Source organism: Mycetocola sp. Y719, from assembly GCF_056713205.1.
Window position 1 is genome coordinate 253080 of the sequence record NZ_JBWYGY010000003.1, and the last position, 16908, is coordinate 269987.

Annotated in this window: 15 protein-coding genes and 1 pseudogene; 8 read left to right on the forward strand and 8 right to left on the reverse strand. The window is 63.3% G+C overall.

All coding sequences use genetic code 11. The features are described from left to right. Positions 1–6 precede the first annotated feature (6 nt). Together AC1M0F_RS13125 and AC1M0F_RS13130 are read right to left on the reverse strand one after the other, a co-directional pair. Entirely contained in the window at positions 7–2118 is a 2112-nt protein-coding gene (locus tag AC1M0F_RS13125; protein ID WP_480238697.1) for a primary-amine oxidase, read from the reverse strand. Between the two features lie 50 nt (positions 2119–2168). Next, positions 2169–3653, reverse strand: coding sequence for an APC family permease (locus tag AC1M0F_RS13130; protein ID WP_480238698.1), 1485 nt, complete (start codon positions 3651–3653; stop codon positions 2169–2171). Positions 3654–3880: 227 nt separating this feature from the next. Here AC1M0F_RS13130 and AC1M0F_RS13135 point away from each other — a divergent pair, with 227 nt between their 5' ends. The 4 genes and pseudogenes from AC1M0F_RS13135 (at position 3881) to AC1M0F_RS13150 (ending at position 7417) form a co-directional block, all read left to right on the forward strand. After that, positions 3881–5380: an APC family permease gene (locus AC1M0F_RS13135; protein ID WP_480238699.1), complete on the forward strand. Its 1500-nt coding sequence runs from the start codon at positions 3881–3883 to the stop codon at positions 5378–5380. Continuing rightward, positions 5364–5624: pseudogene (locus AC1M0F_RS13140) on the forward strand (helix-turn-helix domain-containing protein); the annotation flags it as partial. The gene AC1M0F_RS13135 and the pseudogene AC1M0F_RS13140, both read left to right, overlap by 17 nt. A 12-nt stretch (positions 5625–5636) precedes the next feature. Then, entirely contained in the window at positions 5637–6110 is a 474-nt protein-coding gene (locus AC1M0F_RS13145) for an IclR family transcriptional regulator (protein ID WP_480238961.1), read from the forward strand. Positions 6111–6841: 731 nt separating this feature from the next. Continuing rightward, a complete protein-coding gene (locus AC1M0F_RS13150) occupies positions 6842–7417 on the forward strand; it encodes a hypothetical protein (protein WP_480238700.1) in 576 nt (191 codons plus the stop codon). Between the two features lie 906 nt (positions 7418–8323). Here the strand turns inward: AC1M0F_RS13150 and AC1M0F_RS13155 are convergent. Genes AC1M0F_RS13155 through AC1M0F_RS13170 form a run of 4 tightly spaced genes read right to left on the reverse strand, consistent with a single transcriptional unit; the run spans position 8324 to position 12600 of the window. Next, positions 8324–9004 carry a DUF7002 family protein gene (locus AC1M0F_RS13155; RefSeq protein WP_480238701.1) on the reverse strand — a complete coding sequence of 227 codons (681 nt, stop codon included), beginning with the start codon at positions 9002–9004 and terminating at the stop codon, positions 8324–8326. Next, positions 8998–10653 carry an adenylosuccinate synthetase gene (locus AC1M0F_RS13160; RefSeq protein WP_480238702.1) on the reverse strand — a complete coding sequence of 552 codons (1656 nt, stop codon included), beginning with the start codon at positions 10651–10653 and terminating at the stop codon, positions 8998–9000. Before AC1M0F_RS13160 ends, AC1M0F_RS13155 begins: the two co-directional genes overlap by 7 nt. Positions 10654–10661: 8 nt before the next feature. Then, positions 10662–12041 (reverse strand): ImmA/IrrE family metallo-endopeptidase, encoded by a 1380-nt coding sequence (locus AC1M0F_RS13165; protein WP_480238703.1) that lies wholly within the window; start codon positions 12039–12041, stop codon positions 10662–10664. A 37-nt stretch (positions 12042–12078) separates the two neighbouring features. Next, positions 12079–12600, reverse strand: a complete 522-nt coding sequence (locus tag AC1M0F_RS13170) for a pyrophosphohydrolase domain-containing protein (protein WP_480238704.1) — start codon at positions 12598–12600, stop codon at positions 12079–12081. A gap of 286 nt (positions 12601–12886) precedes the next feature. On the opposite strand from AC1M0F_RS13170, the gene AC1M0F_RS13175 reads away from it, so the two are divergent. After that, a complete protein-coding gene (locus AC1M0F_RS13175; RefSeq protein ID WP_480238705.1) occupies positions 12887–13915 on the forward strand; it encodes an LLM class flavin-dependent oxidoreductase in 1029 nt (342 codons plus the stop codon). 45 nt (positions 13916–13960) lie between these two features. Here AC1M0F_RS13175 and AC1M0F_RS13180 read toward each other — a convergent pair whose 3' ends face one another. After that, positions 13961–14128 carry a hypothetical protein gene (locus AC1M0F_RS13180; RefSeq protein WP_480238706.1) on the reverse strand — a complete coding sequence of 56 codons (168 nt, stop codon included), beginning with the start codon at positions 14126–14128 and terminating at the stop codon, positions 13961–13963. Between the two features lie 100 nt (positions 14129–14228). Between AC1M0F_RS13180 and AC1M0F_RS13185 the strand changes: the two genes are divergently transcribed. The 3 genes from AC1M0F_RS13185 to AC1M0F_RS13195 all read left to right on the forward strand — a co-directional run bounded on the left by AC1M0F_RS13185 (position 14229) and on the right by AC1M0F_RS13195 (position 16314). After that, a complete protein-coding gene (locus tag AC1M0F_RS13185) occupies positions 14229–14921 on the forward strand; it encodes an HNH endonuclease (RefSeq protein WP_480238707.1) in 693 nt (230 codons plus the stop codon). Between the two features lie 68 nt (positions 14922–14989). Further along, complete coding sequence (locus tag AC1M0F_RS13190) at positions 14990–15361, forward strand: DUF4190 domain-containing protein (protein WP_480238708.1); 372 nt, start codon at positions 14990–14992, stop codon at positions 15359–15361. A 5-nt stretch (positions 15362–15366) separates the two neighbouring features. After that, the gene (locus AC1M0F_RS13195) at positions 15367–16314 is read left to right on the forward strand and encodes an NYN domain-containing protein (protein ID WP_480238709.1); all 948 of its coding nucleotides are present in this window, start codon (positions 15367–15369) and stop codon (positions 16312–16314) included. A gap of 60 nt (positions 16315–16374) precedes the next feature. On the opposite strand, the gene AC1M0F_RS13200 is transcribed toward AC1M0F_RS13195, so the two are convergent. Further along, a complete protein-coding gene (locus AC1M0F_RS13200) occupies positions 16375–16845 on the reverse strand; it encodes a hypothetical protein (protein WP_480238710.1) in 471 nt (156 codons plus the stop codon). Positions 16846–16908 lie beyond the last annotated feature (63 nt).

Genomic DNA, 16908 nt, shown 5'->3' on the forward strand with positions numbered 1-16908 from the left:
AGGGAACTAGTGTCCGCAGGTGCAGTTGGCGCCGCAAGCACCCGAAGCCGACGGAGCCGCAGAACCAGCAGCCGACAACCCGAGATCAGCCGAAGCCACCCCATCCGGATACGCCACACCGAGCTCAGACGATGCAGCGGCATCCGGCGACGCCACCCCCGACGAGCAGTGCGACACCGCAGCCGGCACATTCAACGTCGGGTTCGCCCCGAAGAATCCGTACGGCTTGAGCGTGAACTTGGCGTAGTCCACGGGCATGACCGGCCAGTCCTCCGGACGCGGGAAGTGCGTCGGGCCGAACGTGTGCCACAGCACGATGTCCTCCCCGTCGACCGAGGCGTCGTCGGCGATGAACTTCGTGATGCCGTCACCACCCGGGTTCTGGTGCACGAAGTCCCCAGCGGCGTACTTCTCCGCCGGGTCGTACTTCGTCACGAACAGGTGCTTGGTCGCGAACTCGGCTCGAGCCGCGATCGACGACGATGCATCCGCCAACAGGGTCGGAGCATCCTGCGGGTACAGCGTGTACCCGGTCGGCCGACCCATCCGGTTGGTCTTCTCCGTGTTGACCACGTTCCAGGAACGGGCGACGGATGCGTCGGCGGTGCGCCCCGAGACAGCCTCGGTCGCGATCCGGGTCGTCTTCTTGGTGAACGCGTTGCCGTGCTCGTTCCCCGGCCCGACCGGAACCCGCCCCACCTCGACCTCGTCGACCGCATTCGACAGCCCATCGACCATCATGTCGAGCCGTGCCGAGAAAAGGTGCTGGTGGTACGGGCCGCCGAGCCCCGGCGCCACCTCAGACGCATAGGGGTAATCCGAGCCGTCCGCAGACAGCCCCGGGTACGCCGACGTGAACAGGATGCCGGTCAGCTTCGCCTCGCACTCGATCGTGCCGTCGAGGTAGAGATACCAGTAGAAACCGTAGTCGTAGTTGCCGACGGTGGTGAAGAACGAGATGACAAGCCGGCGTGAGCGGCGCACCTCGTTCGAGCCCGTGTAGATGTCGGAGTGCTTCCACAGCGTGCCGAAGTCCTCCTCGTGCATGCAGATGCCGTTCTCGACCGTGAACGGGTTGCCGGTCTCGTCGGCCATCGTCGCGTCGAAGTACTTGATCTCGCCGACACAATCGCAGCCGAGCGCGAGCGAGTTGGTGAACCGACCGAACAGGTACTCGCCGGTGTCGAAATAGTTCTGCCAGAACCGCACCGGCGACGGGTCGCCATAGGGCACGAGCATCTCGTCGATCGAGGCGCGGTAGATCACGGGGCGTTCCTCGCCGGCATCCGTGAAGGAGAGCTGGCGCAGCACCAGGCCTTCGCGCACGTCGAAGCCGACCTGGAACTTCCAGTTCGCCCAACTGACGACATCGCCATCGACCGTGAAGCTCGGCCCCTCCGGCTGGGTGATGACGATCGGCTTGAGCGTGGTGAGCGGTGCGCCCTGCACGGCCGGGTCGTCGAAGTTGCCGCTCTCAGCCGGGATCGGCAGGTCGTCGGAGTCGATGAGCCGCGTGATGGTGCGGGATGCCGTGTCGACGTACGCGCTGAGACCGTCGACCGGGTGCGCCCAGACGTGGTCGCCGGGGTAGTCCTGCCGGAACGCGAGGACGCGGAGCATCCGTCGCCCTTCCTCCTCAGGGAAGTTGTAGTGCCCACCCGAGAGCGGCACGCACTTGACGTCGTCGATGGTCGTGCCGCGACGTTCGAGCGCGGCGACCCACCGCGGGTCGGCGTTGACGATGTCGGCGACGGCGTCGAACTCCTCGATGAGGATCGGCAGCTGGCCGGCCGATCCGTCGAGCACGGCGGTCGACACCACAACACCTGAGGAGAGCGACACGATGTTGTCGGTCGAACGCCCGGTCGCCATGTCGAGCAGCATCACCCGGGCGCGACGCTCCGGGAGCGACCCCTCCCCCGCCTGCCAGGCGAGAACCGCGCGCTTGTGCGGTTCGTCGAGGCCGACGTAGGCGAACCGGGTGGACTCGGTGAAGTCGGGCTGGCTGGTGACGATGTCGCGGATGGCGACGAACTCTTCGGCGGTGAGGTCGGCGAGCGGATGCTGCGCGTCGCCGGTCTGCGACGTGGGAGCTGGGGTGGTGTCGACGAGGGTCATGGGTGTTCTCCTTGCTGGTGGTGCGGGGTGGGAATCGAAAGGGAAAAGGGTCAGCCGCTGATGGCGTCGGTCAGCGTGTCGTAGACGGCGGGCTGGGTCTTCTTGATGACGACCGCCTGCACCCAGCCGATGGCGGGGAACAGCACGATCAGGCCGAGGAGCACGGCGCTCACGGTGCCGAACGCGGGGGTTCCGGTGGCGTCCACGTCGCCGACGAGCATCGGGAAGTTCGCGATGATCACGATCGCGGCACCGACGAGCCCGAGGAAGCCGAGTCCAGGAGCGATGACCGTGTTCCAGAGCCGGCCGTCCTTCTTTGTGCGGGCGAAGTAGACAATGATCGCGGCACTGGTCACGGCCATGAGGATGGCGATTGCGAGGGTGGCGACGCCGGCGAACCAGGTGAACACCTGCAGCACCGGGTCCAGGTTGAGCACGGCGAAGATGACGATGCAGACCGCGGCCGTGATCGACTGGGTGAGCGACGACAGGTGCGGCGAGACGTGCTTGGCGTGCACCGTGCCGAGTCGGCCCGGCAGGACGCCGGCGTTCGACATGGAGTGCTGGTAGCGGGTGATGACGTTGTGGAAGGAGAGCACGCAGGCGAACATGCTCGTGACGAGCAGCACGTTGATGATGATCTCCCCGACCGTGCCGAGGTACATGGCGGTGGTGACGAGGATCATCGCGCCCGGGTCTTCAGCGGCGACGCCGACCACGTTGTCCGGGCCCCAGGCCATGACAAGCCCCCACGAGGCGAGGGTGTAGAACAGGCCGATGCCGATGACGGCCACGTAGGTGGCGCGCGGGATGGTGCGGTTCGGGTCCTTGGCCTCGTCGCGGAAGATCGCGGTGGCTTCGAAGCCGATGAAGGCGGCGATGGCGAACATCAGGCCGATGCCCGGGGATCCGCTCATCACGTGGGCCGGTTCGAACGGGGCGAGGGAGAGGCCGTCGGCCCCGCCCGCGAAGATGACCGCGGCGACGAGGACGAGCACGATGCCGACCTCCCCGACGAGCAGCACGCCGAGCACCTTCGATGAGAGGTCGATGTGCCGGTAGCCGAGGATGCCGACGAGGGCGATCGAGGCGAGCGACCAGAGCGGCCAGGCGATGTCGGGTCCACCGAGTCCGGTGACGGTGACGTTCAGGAGGTAACCGATGTAGCCGTACACCGACACCTGGATGGTCGTGTAGGTGAGCAGGGCGAGGAACGCGCTGGCCAGTCCGGCTTTCTTGCCGAGGCCGTAACCGACGAAGGTGAAGAACGCGCCCGGCTTGGGCACGTGTTTGGTCATGGCGGCGAGGCCGACGGAGAAGAGCAGGAGCACGACCGCCGAGATGGCGTACATGCTCGGGAAGCCGACCCCGTTGCCGAGGAGGATGCCGAGCGGTGCCGCACCGCCGATGACGGTGAGGGGTGCCGCCGCGGCGACAACCATGAAGACGATGGCCGTGACACCGAGCGAGCCGGAGAGGGCCCGGCCCTTCGGTGCGGCGCCGGCGTCTGACGCCGGTTTGGTGGTGACTGTCATGAGAGTTCTCCAAGCTGGGGGGCCGAGGGGTCGGGTGGAGGAAGCGGATACCGGCCAGCATCCAGTGCCGCTGTTGCGCTCAGGTTCCTCCCCGGTAAAACACCGCACACCCCGAATGAGACGGATGCCGCCGGGCTGTCTCATTTAGCGGTCACGAACCCGAAACATGGCCGTCGCAGCGCTGCAACGGGGGCGATCTAACGTGAGGTCATGTCGGAGCTTCACCCATGACCGCGCTCGAGCGGGCGATCGCCTCCCCCGAACCCGTCCCGGGGCTGGGGAACCAATCCCCCATGCACGGACTCGACCGGCGCAGTGTCGGGTTCGCCGACGTGCTGGCGCAGTCCGTCTCGGCGGTGGCGCCGTCGGCCGCGGCCACGACGATGCCGCTGCTCATCGCGGTCGTCGCCGGCGGGGCATCCGTCTGGTCGCTCGCCCTGGCGATGGGCCTGGCGCTGCTGATCGCGACGACGGTGAACACGTTCGCGAAGCGGATCGCGGCGACCGGGTCGCTCTACACGTTCGTGGCGAAGACCTTCGGCGCCGGCGCGGCGGTCGTCACCGGGGTCGGCATGCTCATCGGCTACGGCTTCATCTCGATGTTCGCGCTGGCGGGGGCCGGTTACTACCTCGTGATCCTGCTCGGCCGGGTGTCGCCATTTCTGGCATCGAGTTCCCTGGTCGCGGCGATCATCGTGGGCATTTTGGCGGCCGTGGTGATGCTGGTCCTGGCGCGGGGCATCCGTCTGTCGACCCGGGTGACACTGTTGGTGGAGCTCGTGTCTGTGGGAATCATCCTGGTGCTCGTCGGCACGCTGCTCGTGCAGGTGGGGCCGACGATCGACTGGTCGGCGTTGTCGTTGGGGGGCGCGACGCCGGCCACCCTGTCGGTGGGGGCTGTGGTGGCGTTGACGGCGTTCGTCGGTTTCGAGAGTTCGGCCACTCTCGGGGTGGAGGCGCGGCGGCCGTATGCGGCAGTTCCGCGGGCGATCGTCTGGACGGTGATCGTGTCGGGCGGGCTGTACCTGCTGGCGTCGTTCAGCCAGCTCGTCGGGTTCGCGTCGCTGGGGCGCGACATCCGCGACAGTGGGTCACCGGTGAACGACCTGGCGACGGCATTCGGGCTGGAATGGATGGGGGTGCTGCTCGATGTGAGCATCGCCGCGTCGTTCCTGGCCTGTGCGATCGCGTCGACGACGGCGCTGGCGCGGGTGCTGTTCACGATGGGGCGCGAGGGCCTGCTGACGGAGGCGTTCGGGCGGGCGCACGCGACGTACCGCACGCCGTTCCATGCGGCGATGGTGTCGGTTCCGGTGATCGCGGTCGTGCCGATCGTGGCGGTGTTCGTCGGCGACGGGCTGTGGCCGGCGATGGAAGTGCTCATCGTCGTGGCGGCGGCCGGATACATCACGGCGTACATCCTGGTCTGTGCAGCGGCGCCGGTGTTGTTGAAACGGATCGGCGAGTTCACGGTCTGGGCGGGGGTGCGGGCCGTGACGGCATCCGCGCTGCTGACCGGGGTGCTCGTGGTCTACCTCGTCAGCGAGGCGCTGTCGGCGCGGGCGGTCGGGGTGTGGATGTTCGTGGTCGTGTTGCTCGTAGGGGTGGCCGCGTACCGGTTGCGACTGAGGCGACGGCCGTGGCTGCGAGAAACGATCGGTGCGTGGGACGAGCCCAGTGCGGCCGATGTGCTCGGGGGGACGACGCCGGATGTCAGCCGTGACTGAGCCGCGAGCCCCCATCCCCGCTGATCGAGTGCGCAGCGAGCGAAGCAAGCCGCGTGTATCGAGATCCCCCGCCGAAACCCCCGACCTCAGAGCCCGCCAACCCAAAGCAATCCACTCAGCCCTAACCGTCCTAGAAGAGGTAGCCCGTCTAGGTGCCGGAGCCACGGCGCAAGAGATCTCCCAAAGCCTCGGCCTCCCCCGAGCAACGGCCTACCGCCTGATCAACCTCCTCGTCCAGGACGAGTACCTCGTCCGGATGCCGGATCTCACCGGTTTCGCGCTCGGTCGCAAGGTCGTCGAACTCGCGCACCTCGTCGCGCCGTCCCCGCCGCCGCAGGCGGTGCGGGAGTTGATCGCCGGGCTGCGTTCGCGCATCCGTGGCGGAATTCACTTGGTGCGTTACGAGGGTGAGCGGGTGCTCATCATCGATGCCGATCCCGACTTCCCGCTGAGCGACGAGTCGAAGATCTCCCGCGACCTGTCAGCGTCGGCAATGGGTCGACTGCTACTCGCCGAGCGCGCTGGTGGCGCGTCCCCCTCCGGATATGCGTCGCAGACCAGTGAGCTGGCGCCGGGTTACGGATGCCTGGCCCTCCCAATCCGGGCATCCGACGGTCGCCTCGTGGGCGCCTTGTGCCTGTCGGCCCCGGCGATGCGGATCAGCGAGCCCGGGGAGCTGCTCCCCCAGCTCGGTGAGGGTGCGAGGCTGCTCGCGCCGCTGTTGGCGTAGCGGTATCAGCCGGGTGAACCCTCCCCAACTTCGCCGGACCGACTAGAGGCAAGGGTGCGTTCCCAGCATTGCGTCTGACTGGTGTTCGTCCGCTTGCGGCCTTCACTTCCATGTTCACCAGTACCCCCACTTTGGGATTCGCACCATCCGTGAATCCGCGCTAGCTTGATGCCACAGTCCGCTGGGCAAAGACTGGATCGACGCCACCGTGGCGAGCCCTCTCCATTTGATGGGAACTCTGGCGCGCCCACCTGAGCCCCGAAGTCATTGAACCGGCATCGAGGTGTCCCATTCCTGCTTGGAATCGGACTTTGTCGGTGCCTCCTTTCCCACCTGCGAATCCAACCCGACGAACCTGGACCTTGATGCTTAGAACTGTTCAATATTGGCGCCTCGTTTCTTCCGACGGCACTGATCTTCCTGGCCCGTTCCCGGCGTCCCAGGCGGTCAACCTACTGGATCTAGCAACAGCTACTGGAGTGGACCGGCATTGGGAATGCCGAAATGGGATGGTCATTCTCGGCCACGCTGCGGGCACCACGCCCCACCCCATGATTGTGCTCGACAAAGTGCGCAGCGCGAACTTTCCGAGCGTAGGCGACGCAGATGGTACGCGACGGCGGTTGCCCTTGCGCGTTGGAGAGAGCCTGCTGGAGCCCACCTTTTGTTCCTTCCTGCCGAACAACCTAATCGCAGTCCTCCTGAGCGGAAACGGCCCTCACCCTCAACGGTTGGGCGAGTACTTGCGAAAGAAGATGGGTGCTGATATTTCTTTGACACCCGTCCTTCGACAAGATCTTGATACCGTCCTCCAAGAGATGCGAATCACAGAGGTCCAGGTGGCGATTCCTGCCGAACGGATCGATCGAGATCTAATCGGAGGCGACTGGGCGGAAGCGCTCAACGGCGCACACCGGCTGTCCCACGATGGCATCGTGAGAGTCGGTCTATCCGTTGGCAACAAGGGTGACCGGAACTTCAAAGAGAGTGTCAGTGACCATTTCCGCCAGCTGACAAATCAGCTGCGTGAAGCTGTCGGCTTCGATCAACTTCAGGCAGCGAGAGTCACAGGCGTGTATCGAGGAAATCGACAGGTAATCGACCTGATCGAAGACCAGCTCGTTGAGAGGGTTGACGTGGACCCCGACACGCTAGATGATCCAGCTCGCTCGGTGGAGTATGCGCGAGATATTCTTTCTCGGGCAGTCGCATCCAGTGCGGGCTTCCTCGATGGAGCGAACCCCCCGACGAGTGGCACTCCTGTAGCGATGGGGAGAGCTCTTCTCGAAGCTAGAACCGATGGATAAGAAAAGGTCAGCTCTGCTGGGGCGGAGCTCAATCCGTGAGCGTGTAGCCCTTACGTGGGTTCGTGGCCCGCTCCTAGACCACTGGGTCATCATCCCGATCGGTATCTGGTGTGCTCTCGTCGTGTCGAATGTCTGGACTCCGCCCTTCGTCACGCTGGCGACCGGGTCGCGCCTAGCAATCTTCCAGATTTGCGCGACCGTTGCCGGGACCATGGCAGGACTAACCCTCACGTCTGTTTCGATTATGGTGAACCTGGTGCGAACGCCTTTGTCATCTATTGACAAGCTGCTGCCTCCCGACGACAAGCGAAAAGTCGGCTCCGTCTTCTTGGCGTCGTTACCCAATCTCCTGCTTACATTCTTAGCCGCGATCTTGGCGATTGGGTTTGAGCCCGTCGCTCCGATAGCAGGAGCTACGCCCAGTGGGTGCCCGCCTTGGGTCCCCTCGCTGGTCCTTCTGTGGTTCGGCTCTGCTTCCCTATTCTCTGTGGCGCGAATCGTGTGGGTCCTCCGCCGTCTGCTTGGCTTGTCCGTGTGATGTATCGGGCTCGTGTCTCTTCAGTGTCCGGGGATCCCGTCCGACTGGTCCTCCCCACCCCGGGGCGCGAGAACGACTTGACCGGGAACGATCTCGCCAGAAGCTGATACCGGCGATCGCTGACCTTCCCCCTGGAATCTGTAGCGGCATCGCCCTCACTCCTTAAGGTGTGAACTGGCTCAAGTCGAATCGCACCACACAATGTCGAAGCGCACCACACATAAAGAGTCGATTTCGTCTTCGCATAGCTTGAGTTAGCGCATCAGGGGTTAGGTCCCCGACTGACGCACCACACCGGATGCGGACACTTCACTATCTGCGCGGCAGAAGTCCGCCTGTGGGCACAGTCCGCCTCAGACCATCGATCCTCAGCCGGTTTCGAGCGTTCGGATAACTGTGTCACCTTGCATCCGCTGCACCGTGACGATGTGATCCAACAAATCGGGCACGCCGTCCGACACAGCCAACTCCACGACAGCGTCGATTGAGCCTCGCCGCCGCCGCTGGGTGTCGTAGTCATAATCGGCGATTGGAGTAAACGTGTTGGAGCCTCGGGCCGGCGCGTTGGGGTAGAGGGCAGCGCCGGAATTGATGGCAGAGAGGCGCGCTCGGTCCCCGACGGACTCCAACAAGCTACGCGTGTCGACGGTGATCACGTCGTGTTCTGTTCCTCGATATCGCCTGGCATTTAGTAGCTGCTGAAGCTTCGCGGGGTGCAGCCAGAAGAAAACTCGCGAATTCAGAGCGGCGAGCCATTGTTCAACGGTCATGTCCGTCAGTTTCGGGGCTAGATGGATGAGATTCAGAGGACCTTGGTCGCGTATTACGACCCGCCCAAGAGCCGGATGATCGAGTTCAACGGAGCGCGATCGTCGCTCCTCGAGGATGGCTCTCGTCTGGAGATCTGACAGCGCAGCCGAATTCACGACGGCCTCAGTCGTGAGGAGACCATACTCCCTGATTGTGGGCCAGCTCCCGGCTTCCGCCATGTGGAAAAGCTGCGGATGGCGTTCGATTAGGTGCTCAACGTCCAAAATTTGGCTCACCATTCCCTTCGGTCAATGAGACTTCTTGTATCGAAGCCAGTAGAAATGAGCGAAACGGGAGCCCCCGCGACGCGTGTTACCTCTTCAACGAAATGGATGGTGTCGGTCGCGAGTTGCTCAAATCGCCGCGCGTTCAGGTTGGCCGCATCGAGATAGTCGGCGAAGGTCAATGCGATATCGGTGGCACCATTCAGTTCAGCGGCACGACGGAGGAGGTCCCAGTCGAACTCTGCGACTCGGCGCCTGTTACCGCTCACTGAACCCTTCTCGCGATCGCGAAGTTCGCTTTCATCGAGGCCCGATCGGCTGGCGACGATCGACCAATCGATCTCCTGTGACATCGAACCCGAAGTCAGCTCAGGCGGATTGCCCACCCGTATTGGATATGTCCGTACAACCATTACGACTCGTCGCAGCCGGTGCGGGCCGATTCCCGCTTCGGACAGGCACGCGGAGGTAGTCGTGTCCCGGCTTGTGACCCACGGGTAGAATCCGTGGTAGATACTCAGAAGCGTTCCCTGAGTTCCCTCCAGCATTACGCGCTTCCGCTCGCGAAAAGCTTTCTCGAGGATCACCGACGTTGGTGATACGTACGCGGCCAACTCAGGCACATTCCGGGCAAGTCGAACGGGTGGCGTCCCTCCACCATGCCGCCCGAGTATTCGGCGCGCGGCAGCGGCGCCCCCTCCTTTGCCAGTAGACGCGATCCCTGCGACGAGACCGCGTTCGGTTTGTAAATCATCTTCTTCAATGATCATGGCCTGTGGGTCTATGAAAAGTCGGCCCGCCTCCACCTGACAATCAGCAATCTCCTGCATGAGTACATCTAGTGCGAGGGTCGCACCGGGACCGATTAGAAGGAGCGCCTGAGAATTCCCCAGCGAACCTGACGGCAAGAGCCGATGGATATACGGCGGCTGAGTCGGCACCATATGGCCAGCATTCGGCCCGCCTACGCGCATGAGAATGTCGTACTCATTCGCGAGATGATACGCAATGTTCCCCTTTCCTTCGCTCCCGTACTGACCACCGATGAAGACGTCGACTAGGCGTTCATCGCGTGACGAGGCAAGGCCGAGAGCCGCGATAGCTCGGGCGAGGACATCCTGCTCCGTGCTGCGGGCCGTGTCTATCGCAACATCCGCGTCGGAGGCTAGGGTCGTCACATTGGCTTCGGTGGGGTTCTCTGCGACCTCCGCGTAGCTCCCCAATTCAGTAAGGCCGCTGTCCGTCCGGCGACGATATCGCTCAGAGAGCACGTCCCCAGGGGCGTAAACGTGGATATGCGCTACGCGGGCAGGGAAGGCGTCTCGAAGGGCCTCGATTTGCCCGACGGTCCGAACTGCATCGACGACCACCAGGCTTCCCTGCGCGTCACCGCGAGCTATGAATTCAGACACTCCATCGGCTACCCAACGTTCACCCGTGTCTACGTCAAGTGATTCCCCGAACTTCTGCATTGCGCGCCGATCGGGGGAGAGAGCCTCGCCCCGACGCGCTGCAATATCTCCCATTAACTCCTGGGTTCGGATGTAGTCGACAGCGAATCGGTCGGCCAGCTTCTTCCCTAGTGTCGACTTTCCGGAACCGACCGGCCCGCTCAGAACGACGACGCGGGGTCCATTGGATTGCGTTGCAGCGCCTGCGTCCATCCGTGTACTCATCGCGCTCGTTTCTCGTTGCTTGAAGAGAGGGTGTGCACAACAACCTTGACGCCCCTGTTGGCGAGTTTGGCACTCAGCAGTGCCTCGATTCTGTCCCAGCGACCCCCAGCCTGGCCCGCACCAAGACGAGGAACGTGGACCGTGGCATGGATTCGATGCGCAATATTCGCGAGCTCATCGAGTGCTTCTGAGAGTGCGTCGTACTGCAACCTAACCGGTTCACCGCGCCCGTACCCCTCTTGTGCAACGAGGCTTGCAATGCCGAATTGCTGTGCCTCGCTCGATCTTTCGATGTAGTGCACCGAGCCGAGTCGGAGATTCTCCGAAGATGACAAGGTCCATGCTCGGTATGAGCTTGCCACATCGGGAAATGCTCGAGTCAGAGCACCTGCAAGGCCGAACCGGCTCCAGCCGCGGACGGAGTCAGATACAACGTGAGCGATCACCACGTTGCCTTCGGCTTCGCCCAGGTCCAGCAAGTCCCCACTCACGTGCTCGAGGTTTGGCACTGCCAACCGCACACTGGACGGCTCTATCAGGGCAAGAATGCGCGGCCACCGTCGACCTGGATACGCCGGGATTCCGACTGCCTGCACGAACAATTCCTCGCCCCCGAAACCCACGGTCGACCTTGCAGTTTGGCCCACAGCCGTACACGTCAACATGGGGCCAATGCCGTGCAATCGATTGCCGTGATCAAGGTCCGGAAGCATCGTGTTGCCCGACGCGGATCGCTGCACGTAATCAACTCTCACTACGTCGCCCGAAGCATCGGCCGGGCGGGACGCCGCGATCATAAGAAGAGGCCGTGGCGTGGCAGCCGTCACGCGTCGAAGAAGTGCCTCGGTTGAGACGTCCCACCTTCTACGGATCCCCATTAGGAAGTCGATGTCTGGGTCGACAGCGAGGATTCCCTCAACCGCTTGTGCCGGAAGCAAGAGATCCGCCGCAATAACGTCACAAAGTAATTCCAGCTCCCAGTCGTCCGACTCCCCTACATCAGGCAGCGAACCGGCAGCAGTGCGATGGCGCGGCTGATCAAGCACGTCACTGAATTGGGCGTGAGCGATCTCATGGGCGATGCTAAATCGAAGTCGACCCCGAGGCCGGTTCGGGTTGTACTCGATCACCATCTGATGACCCGCACCGCTGCTGATCTGCGCGTCGATGAGATCGTCCTTCGGGACCAAACCGATGTTGAGACATTCGGCCAGCGCGAAGACATCGACTGGTGGACCGGCAGCTCCGCAGCCAATCGCGCGAGCCGAAAGTTCGGTCGCGACGCCGTGTGCCACTTCTAAGGGGTCGCGATCGCCTGCAAACCCCTGCACGGAAGGATTACTCCAGGCATGAACCGGAGTGAGTTCGCTCGCCATATGGGAAACACTAGGGGGTGAGCGGCAAGCGCGGCCACTAATCCAAGAACAGTGGCGGCTGATCGAGCAGGACTCGTCGAATGTCCGGCGGAGTGTAGGTGCCGGGTTTGAGAACCTTACCGTCCTCCCGCATGATCGGTCGGCCGTCGGGCCCCAGCTTGCTCATGTTGGCTCGATGGACTTCGCGCAACACGGCATCGAGGTCAATCCCATAGGTCAGCGCGGATCCATAGGCGACGTACACGATGTCACCGAGAGCGTCGGCAATTGCGACGATGTCTTCACGCTCGACCGCCGACTTGAACTCCTCGAACTCTTCGCGAAGCAATTCGATACGCAAGTTTGCGAGGTCGCCATCTAGATGTTGTTGAGGCCTCGTTGCCACCGGAAGATCAAACGACATATGGAATTCCGCAACGGCCTGTAAGACTTGGCCGGCTCCGTTCGACCGTCTGGGCCTTCTCGTGACGATGCGTGGTGGAAGTCCAAGATCGAGCTCCGGCGCACGCTGGCTGACTTCCGGGACGACTTTTGCTGTCAGTTCGATCGCACGTCCCATAAATGAATTCTCCCACATCTTCGTGTGCGGGCCACCGTACCCGACGCTACCGACAAGCGTCCAAATCGAGTCAACCGCGAGCACGATAGTTGCCCTGCGCCCTCGCATCGCGGCGTTCCCACTTCCGCCTGAGAGATGATGCACGCCTGTTGAAGAATTCGCTGCGCCGGCTCGCGAAATCCTCGGAGAGACACGGTCCCGTCAGACGGCGAAGTTGGGAATGTCTCTCGGTGGCGCATGGTTGCGCCTGTCGACACATCTGTGCTGACATTTCGAAGGACAACAAATGACACACCTCGAACTCGGACTCGACACCTTCGGCGACGTCACCGTCGACAACGACGGCGAGCGTCAGAGCGACGCCCAGGTGATCCGCAACGTCATCGCCCAGGGCGTGCTCGCCGACCAGGTCGGCATCGACTTCATCGGGCTCGGCGAACACCACCGCGACGACTTCGCCATCTCCGCCCCCGACATGGTGCTCGCCACGATCGCGGGCCAGACCGAACGCATCCACCTCGGCACCGCCGTCACCGTGCTCTCCAGCGACGACCCGATCCGCGTCTTCGAACGCTTCTCCACTCTGGATGCCGCCAGCAACGGCCGCGCCGAAGTCATCCTCGGCCGCGGCTCATTCACCGAGTCATTCCCGCTGTTCGGCTTCGACCTCGCCGACTACGAGACCCTCTTTAACGAAAAACTCGACCTCTTCGTACAGCTGCTCAAGGAGAAGCCGATCACCTGGTCCGGCAGCTACCGCGCCCCGCTCGTCGACCAGGACGTCTTCCCGAAGACCGAGTCCGGCCGGCTCACCGCGTGGATCGGTGTCGGCGGATCACCGGAGTCCGTGGTGCGATCGGTGCGCACCGGCATCCCGATGATGCTCGCGATCATCGGCGGAGACCCGGGCCGGTTCCTGCCGTACGTCGAACTGTACGGGCGGGCCTCCGACCAGCTGGGACTGCCGCGGATGCCGCTCGGCGCGCACTCCCCCGGACACATCGCCGCGACCGACGAGCTCGCCCGCGAGCAGCTCTGGCCGCACTTCAAGAAGAACCGCGACCGGATCGGCGCCGAGCGCGGCTGGCCGCCGGTGACCGAGGCGGAGTACCTCACCGAGATCGAGCACGGGTCGCTTTACGCCGGTTCACCGGAAACGGTCGCGCGGCGGATCGCCGCAACGGCAAGCACGCTCGGGCTGGACCGGTTCGACCTCAAGTACGCGAACGGAACGATGCCGCACAAGCAACTGATGACCAGCATCGAGCTGTATGGCACGCAAGTGATTCCGATGGTACGGGAGATGCTCGCGTAAAACTTCGTCCGCCCGCGCGAGCTTTGATGAACTGCCCCCAGGTCCTTATTCGCGAAAGCGCTTGCGCACGTCGCTGGCCTGCTCCGCGGTTAGGTGCCACCGGGAAATGAAGGCGGGCAGGGTCCCGTATTTCGAGCGCAGGTACTCCCGTATGGTCCTCGCGGGAACACCGAGCTCTCGCGACAGGTCGGCGGGTGTGGTTTGTTCACTCATGTCGCGAGGGTACATCAGCAGCTGAACGTGGGTGCGGGCGTCTTAGTTTCTCTGCAACGGGCCACCAGCCGAGACGCCGCTCAAGCATTAGGATCGCCACATGGTTGATTGGCTCAAGGATGAAGTCATCTTGGTTGCGGATGCCGTGCGAGCGAACAACTGGTCGGGTTTCCGCCAAACGACGCCTGTGGCCATAGAACTGTCCGCTTTACTCTCAGCTGGACAGCTCCATCCGGGAGTGAACCTGCCCGATCGGTTTCGAAGCCCGGCCTCAATCCAGCGCAAGTCCTATGACATAGCCACCAGACACCCCGAGTACGCGGGCAAACCCACTAACGGCACCTCACAGGATGTTGCCGTCCTAGAGCGATTCCTTGCGGAGCCATCGGTGATGCACGAGAAAGCCGAGGTCATTCGCGCGGTTCTGAGCTCGGGTCGGCCCGTTATCGCCCCGGACGACCCGGACAGTGAGCTCATGGCAGATGAGGGTGCTGCGATTGCTGTTTCACACTTCAGAAGGGAAAGAGACCCGAAACTCCGCGCCGCCAAGATAGCCGCCATCAAGAGATCTGGCATCCCGGTGGCGTGCGAAGTCTGTGACTTCGACTTTGAGGTTGCATACGGTGGCCGCGGCGCTGGCTATATTGAGGTGCACCACATCCGCCCCCTGCACGATTCTGGGCCAGTGAAGACTTCGCTCTCCGATTTGGCTCTTGTTTGCTCGAATTGCCACCGCATGATCCACCGATCACCTTGGATCACACCAACTGAACTTGCCAAACTCCTCGGATGAGGATGTCACGTCTTTAGGCCCCAAACTGGTGCTGCCGCCGGACTTCCGGCGCTGCCAGTCTGGAACGTGTGAGTGATCCGCGCCAGTACGCATACCCCCAGCAGCAAGTCATCTACCAGTCGGTCGTGAGGCCACCGTCGAACGGCATGGCCGTCACCGCCCTGGTGCTCGGCATCGTCGCGATCGTCTTTGGCATCTGGATCCCCATCCCGATCTTCGGCCTTTTCATGATGTTCGTCGCGTTCCTGCCCGCGGTGCTCGCCATCGTTTTCGGGCACGTCGGTCTGAACAACTTCCGCCGCAACGGTGTCGGACGCGGAGGCGCACTCACCGGTCTGATCCTCGGTTACATCGTGATCGCCCTCTCGGTCGGCACGACCGCCCTGTGGTTCATCGCTGCTGCCGCGTCGTCGAGCTCGACCACGGTCGTCGGAGCCTGAGCCGCGTGGCCAAAGCATCCCGCGACCGTGTCGCCGTCTACATCGATTTCGACAACATCGTCATTTCCCGCTATAACCAACTGCACGGCAACGGACAGTTCAAGAAGGACGGCGTCCGCAACCTCTTCACGAACAACAGCAAGGCCGACCCCGCCATCGTCGCCCGTATCCGCGAAGCCACCGTCGACGTCGGCGCCATCCTCGACTACGCCTCCTCCTTCGGCACCATCGTGATCAGCCGCGCGTACGCCGACTGGTCCGCGAACGTCAACGCCGGCTACCAGCGTCAGCTGATCAGCCGTGCCGTCGACCTGACCCAGCTGTTTCCGACCGTGTCGTCGCTGAAGAACGGCGCGGACATCCGCCTCGCCGTCGACGTGATCGAAGACAGCTTCCGTCTCAAGGGCCTCACCCACGTCGTCATCGTCGCCGGCGACTCCGACTACATCCCACTCGCCCAGCGCTGCAAACGTCTCGACCGCTACGTCATCGGCATCGGCGTCTCCGGTGCGACCAGCAGTTCACTCGCCGCCTCCTGCGACGAGTACGCCGACTACGACACGCTGCCTGGGATCGGGTCACTCGACTCGGAGGCTGAGGCCACCGCCGTGACGGATGCCACCTTCGTCGCGACACCGGCGACGGATCCCGCCGCTTCCGCTCAAAAGGAGGCGTCCGTCAGCCCTACTTCCGAGCCCGCGGTATCCGCTGAGCCCGGCGGGAAGAAAGCAGCCACCGTGCTGCTGCGCCGCGCCCTGGAACTGCTGGCCAAGAATGACCTCGAGTGGCAGCACGCCTCGGCGGTTAAGCTCCAAATGAGGCGGATGGATCCCGCTTTCCAAGAGCGGCCGCTCGGCTACAGTCAGTTCTCCGACTTCCTGAAGTCGCGAAACTCGATCATCGAGATCGACAAGGCCAGTCCTACCGAACTGCGGTTGAAGCTCAGAGCCTGAGGCCTGGAGTGGGGTGGTCTCGATACGCCCGTTCGTCGCTACTCGACCAGCGAGGAGCACTCACCGACCGGACTTTCGATACGCCTTGCGACCGGGTTTACGAGATGCCTTCGACCCGAGCCTCCGCCGAGAGTTCTCATATTCCTCGCGCTCCGCGTCCGCCAAGGCGGTGAAGGCTGCCGCGGCATCCGGGTTGCCCGGAGGACCCGACGAGTGGAACCGGTTCCTCCTCGATCCCTCTTCATAGGATTTGAACTCGATCGAGAACGCCTCACCGAGCTCACCGGCGAGGAGCTGTGCCAGGCGGCGGCCCTCGTCAATGAAGTGGCGATGGACCTCATCCGACCGCCATTTGAAATCCTCGGTGAGGGCGCCGTTGAAGAGCTCCTCCCACGCTTCGAGATCGCGAATGAGATCTGCGCTCAGGTGCGTCACCTCGTAGGGAACGTCATAAATGAACCACAGCACTGTTCCGGCGTAGTCCGCCTCCAACCGCACGACGGAGGTGGCGTACTCGCCCAAGGGGTGCATCCCACGACGATACCGGTCGACGCGGCTGCTGGATAAGGTGTTTCCGTCGAGTGCGGGAGGGGT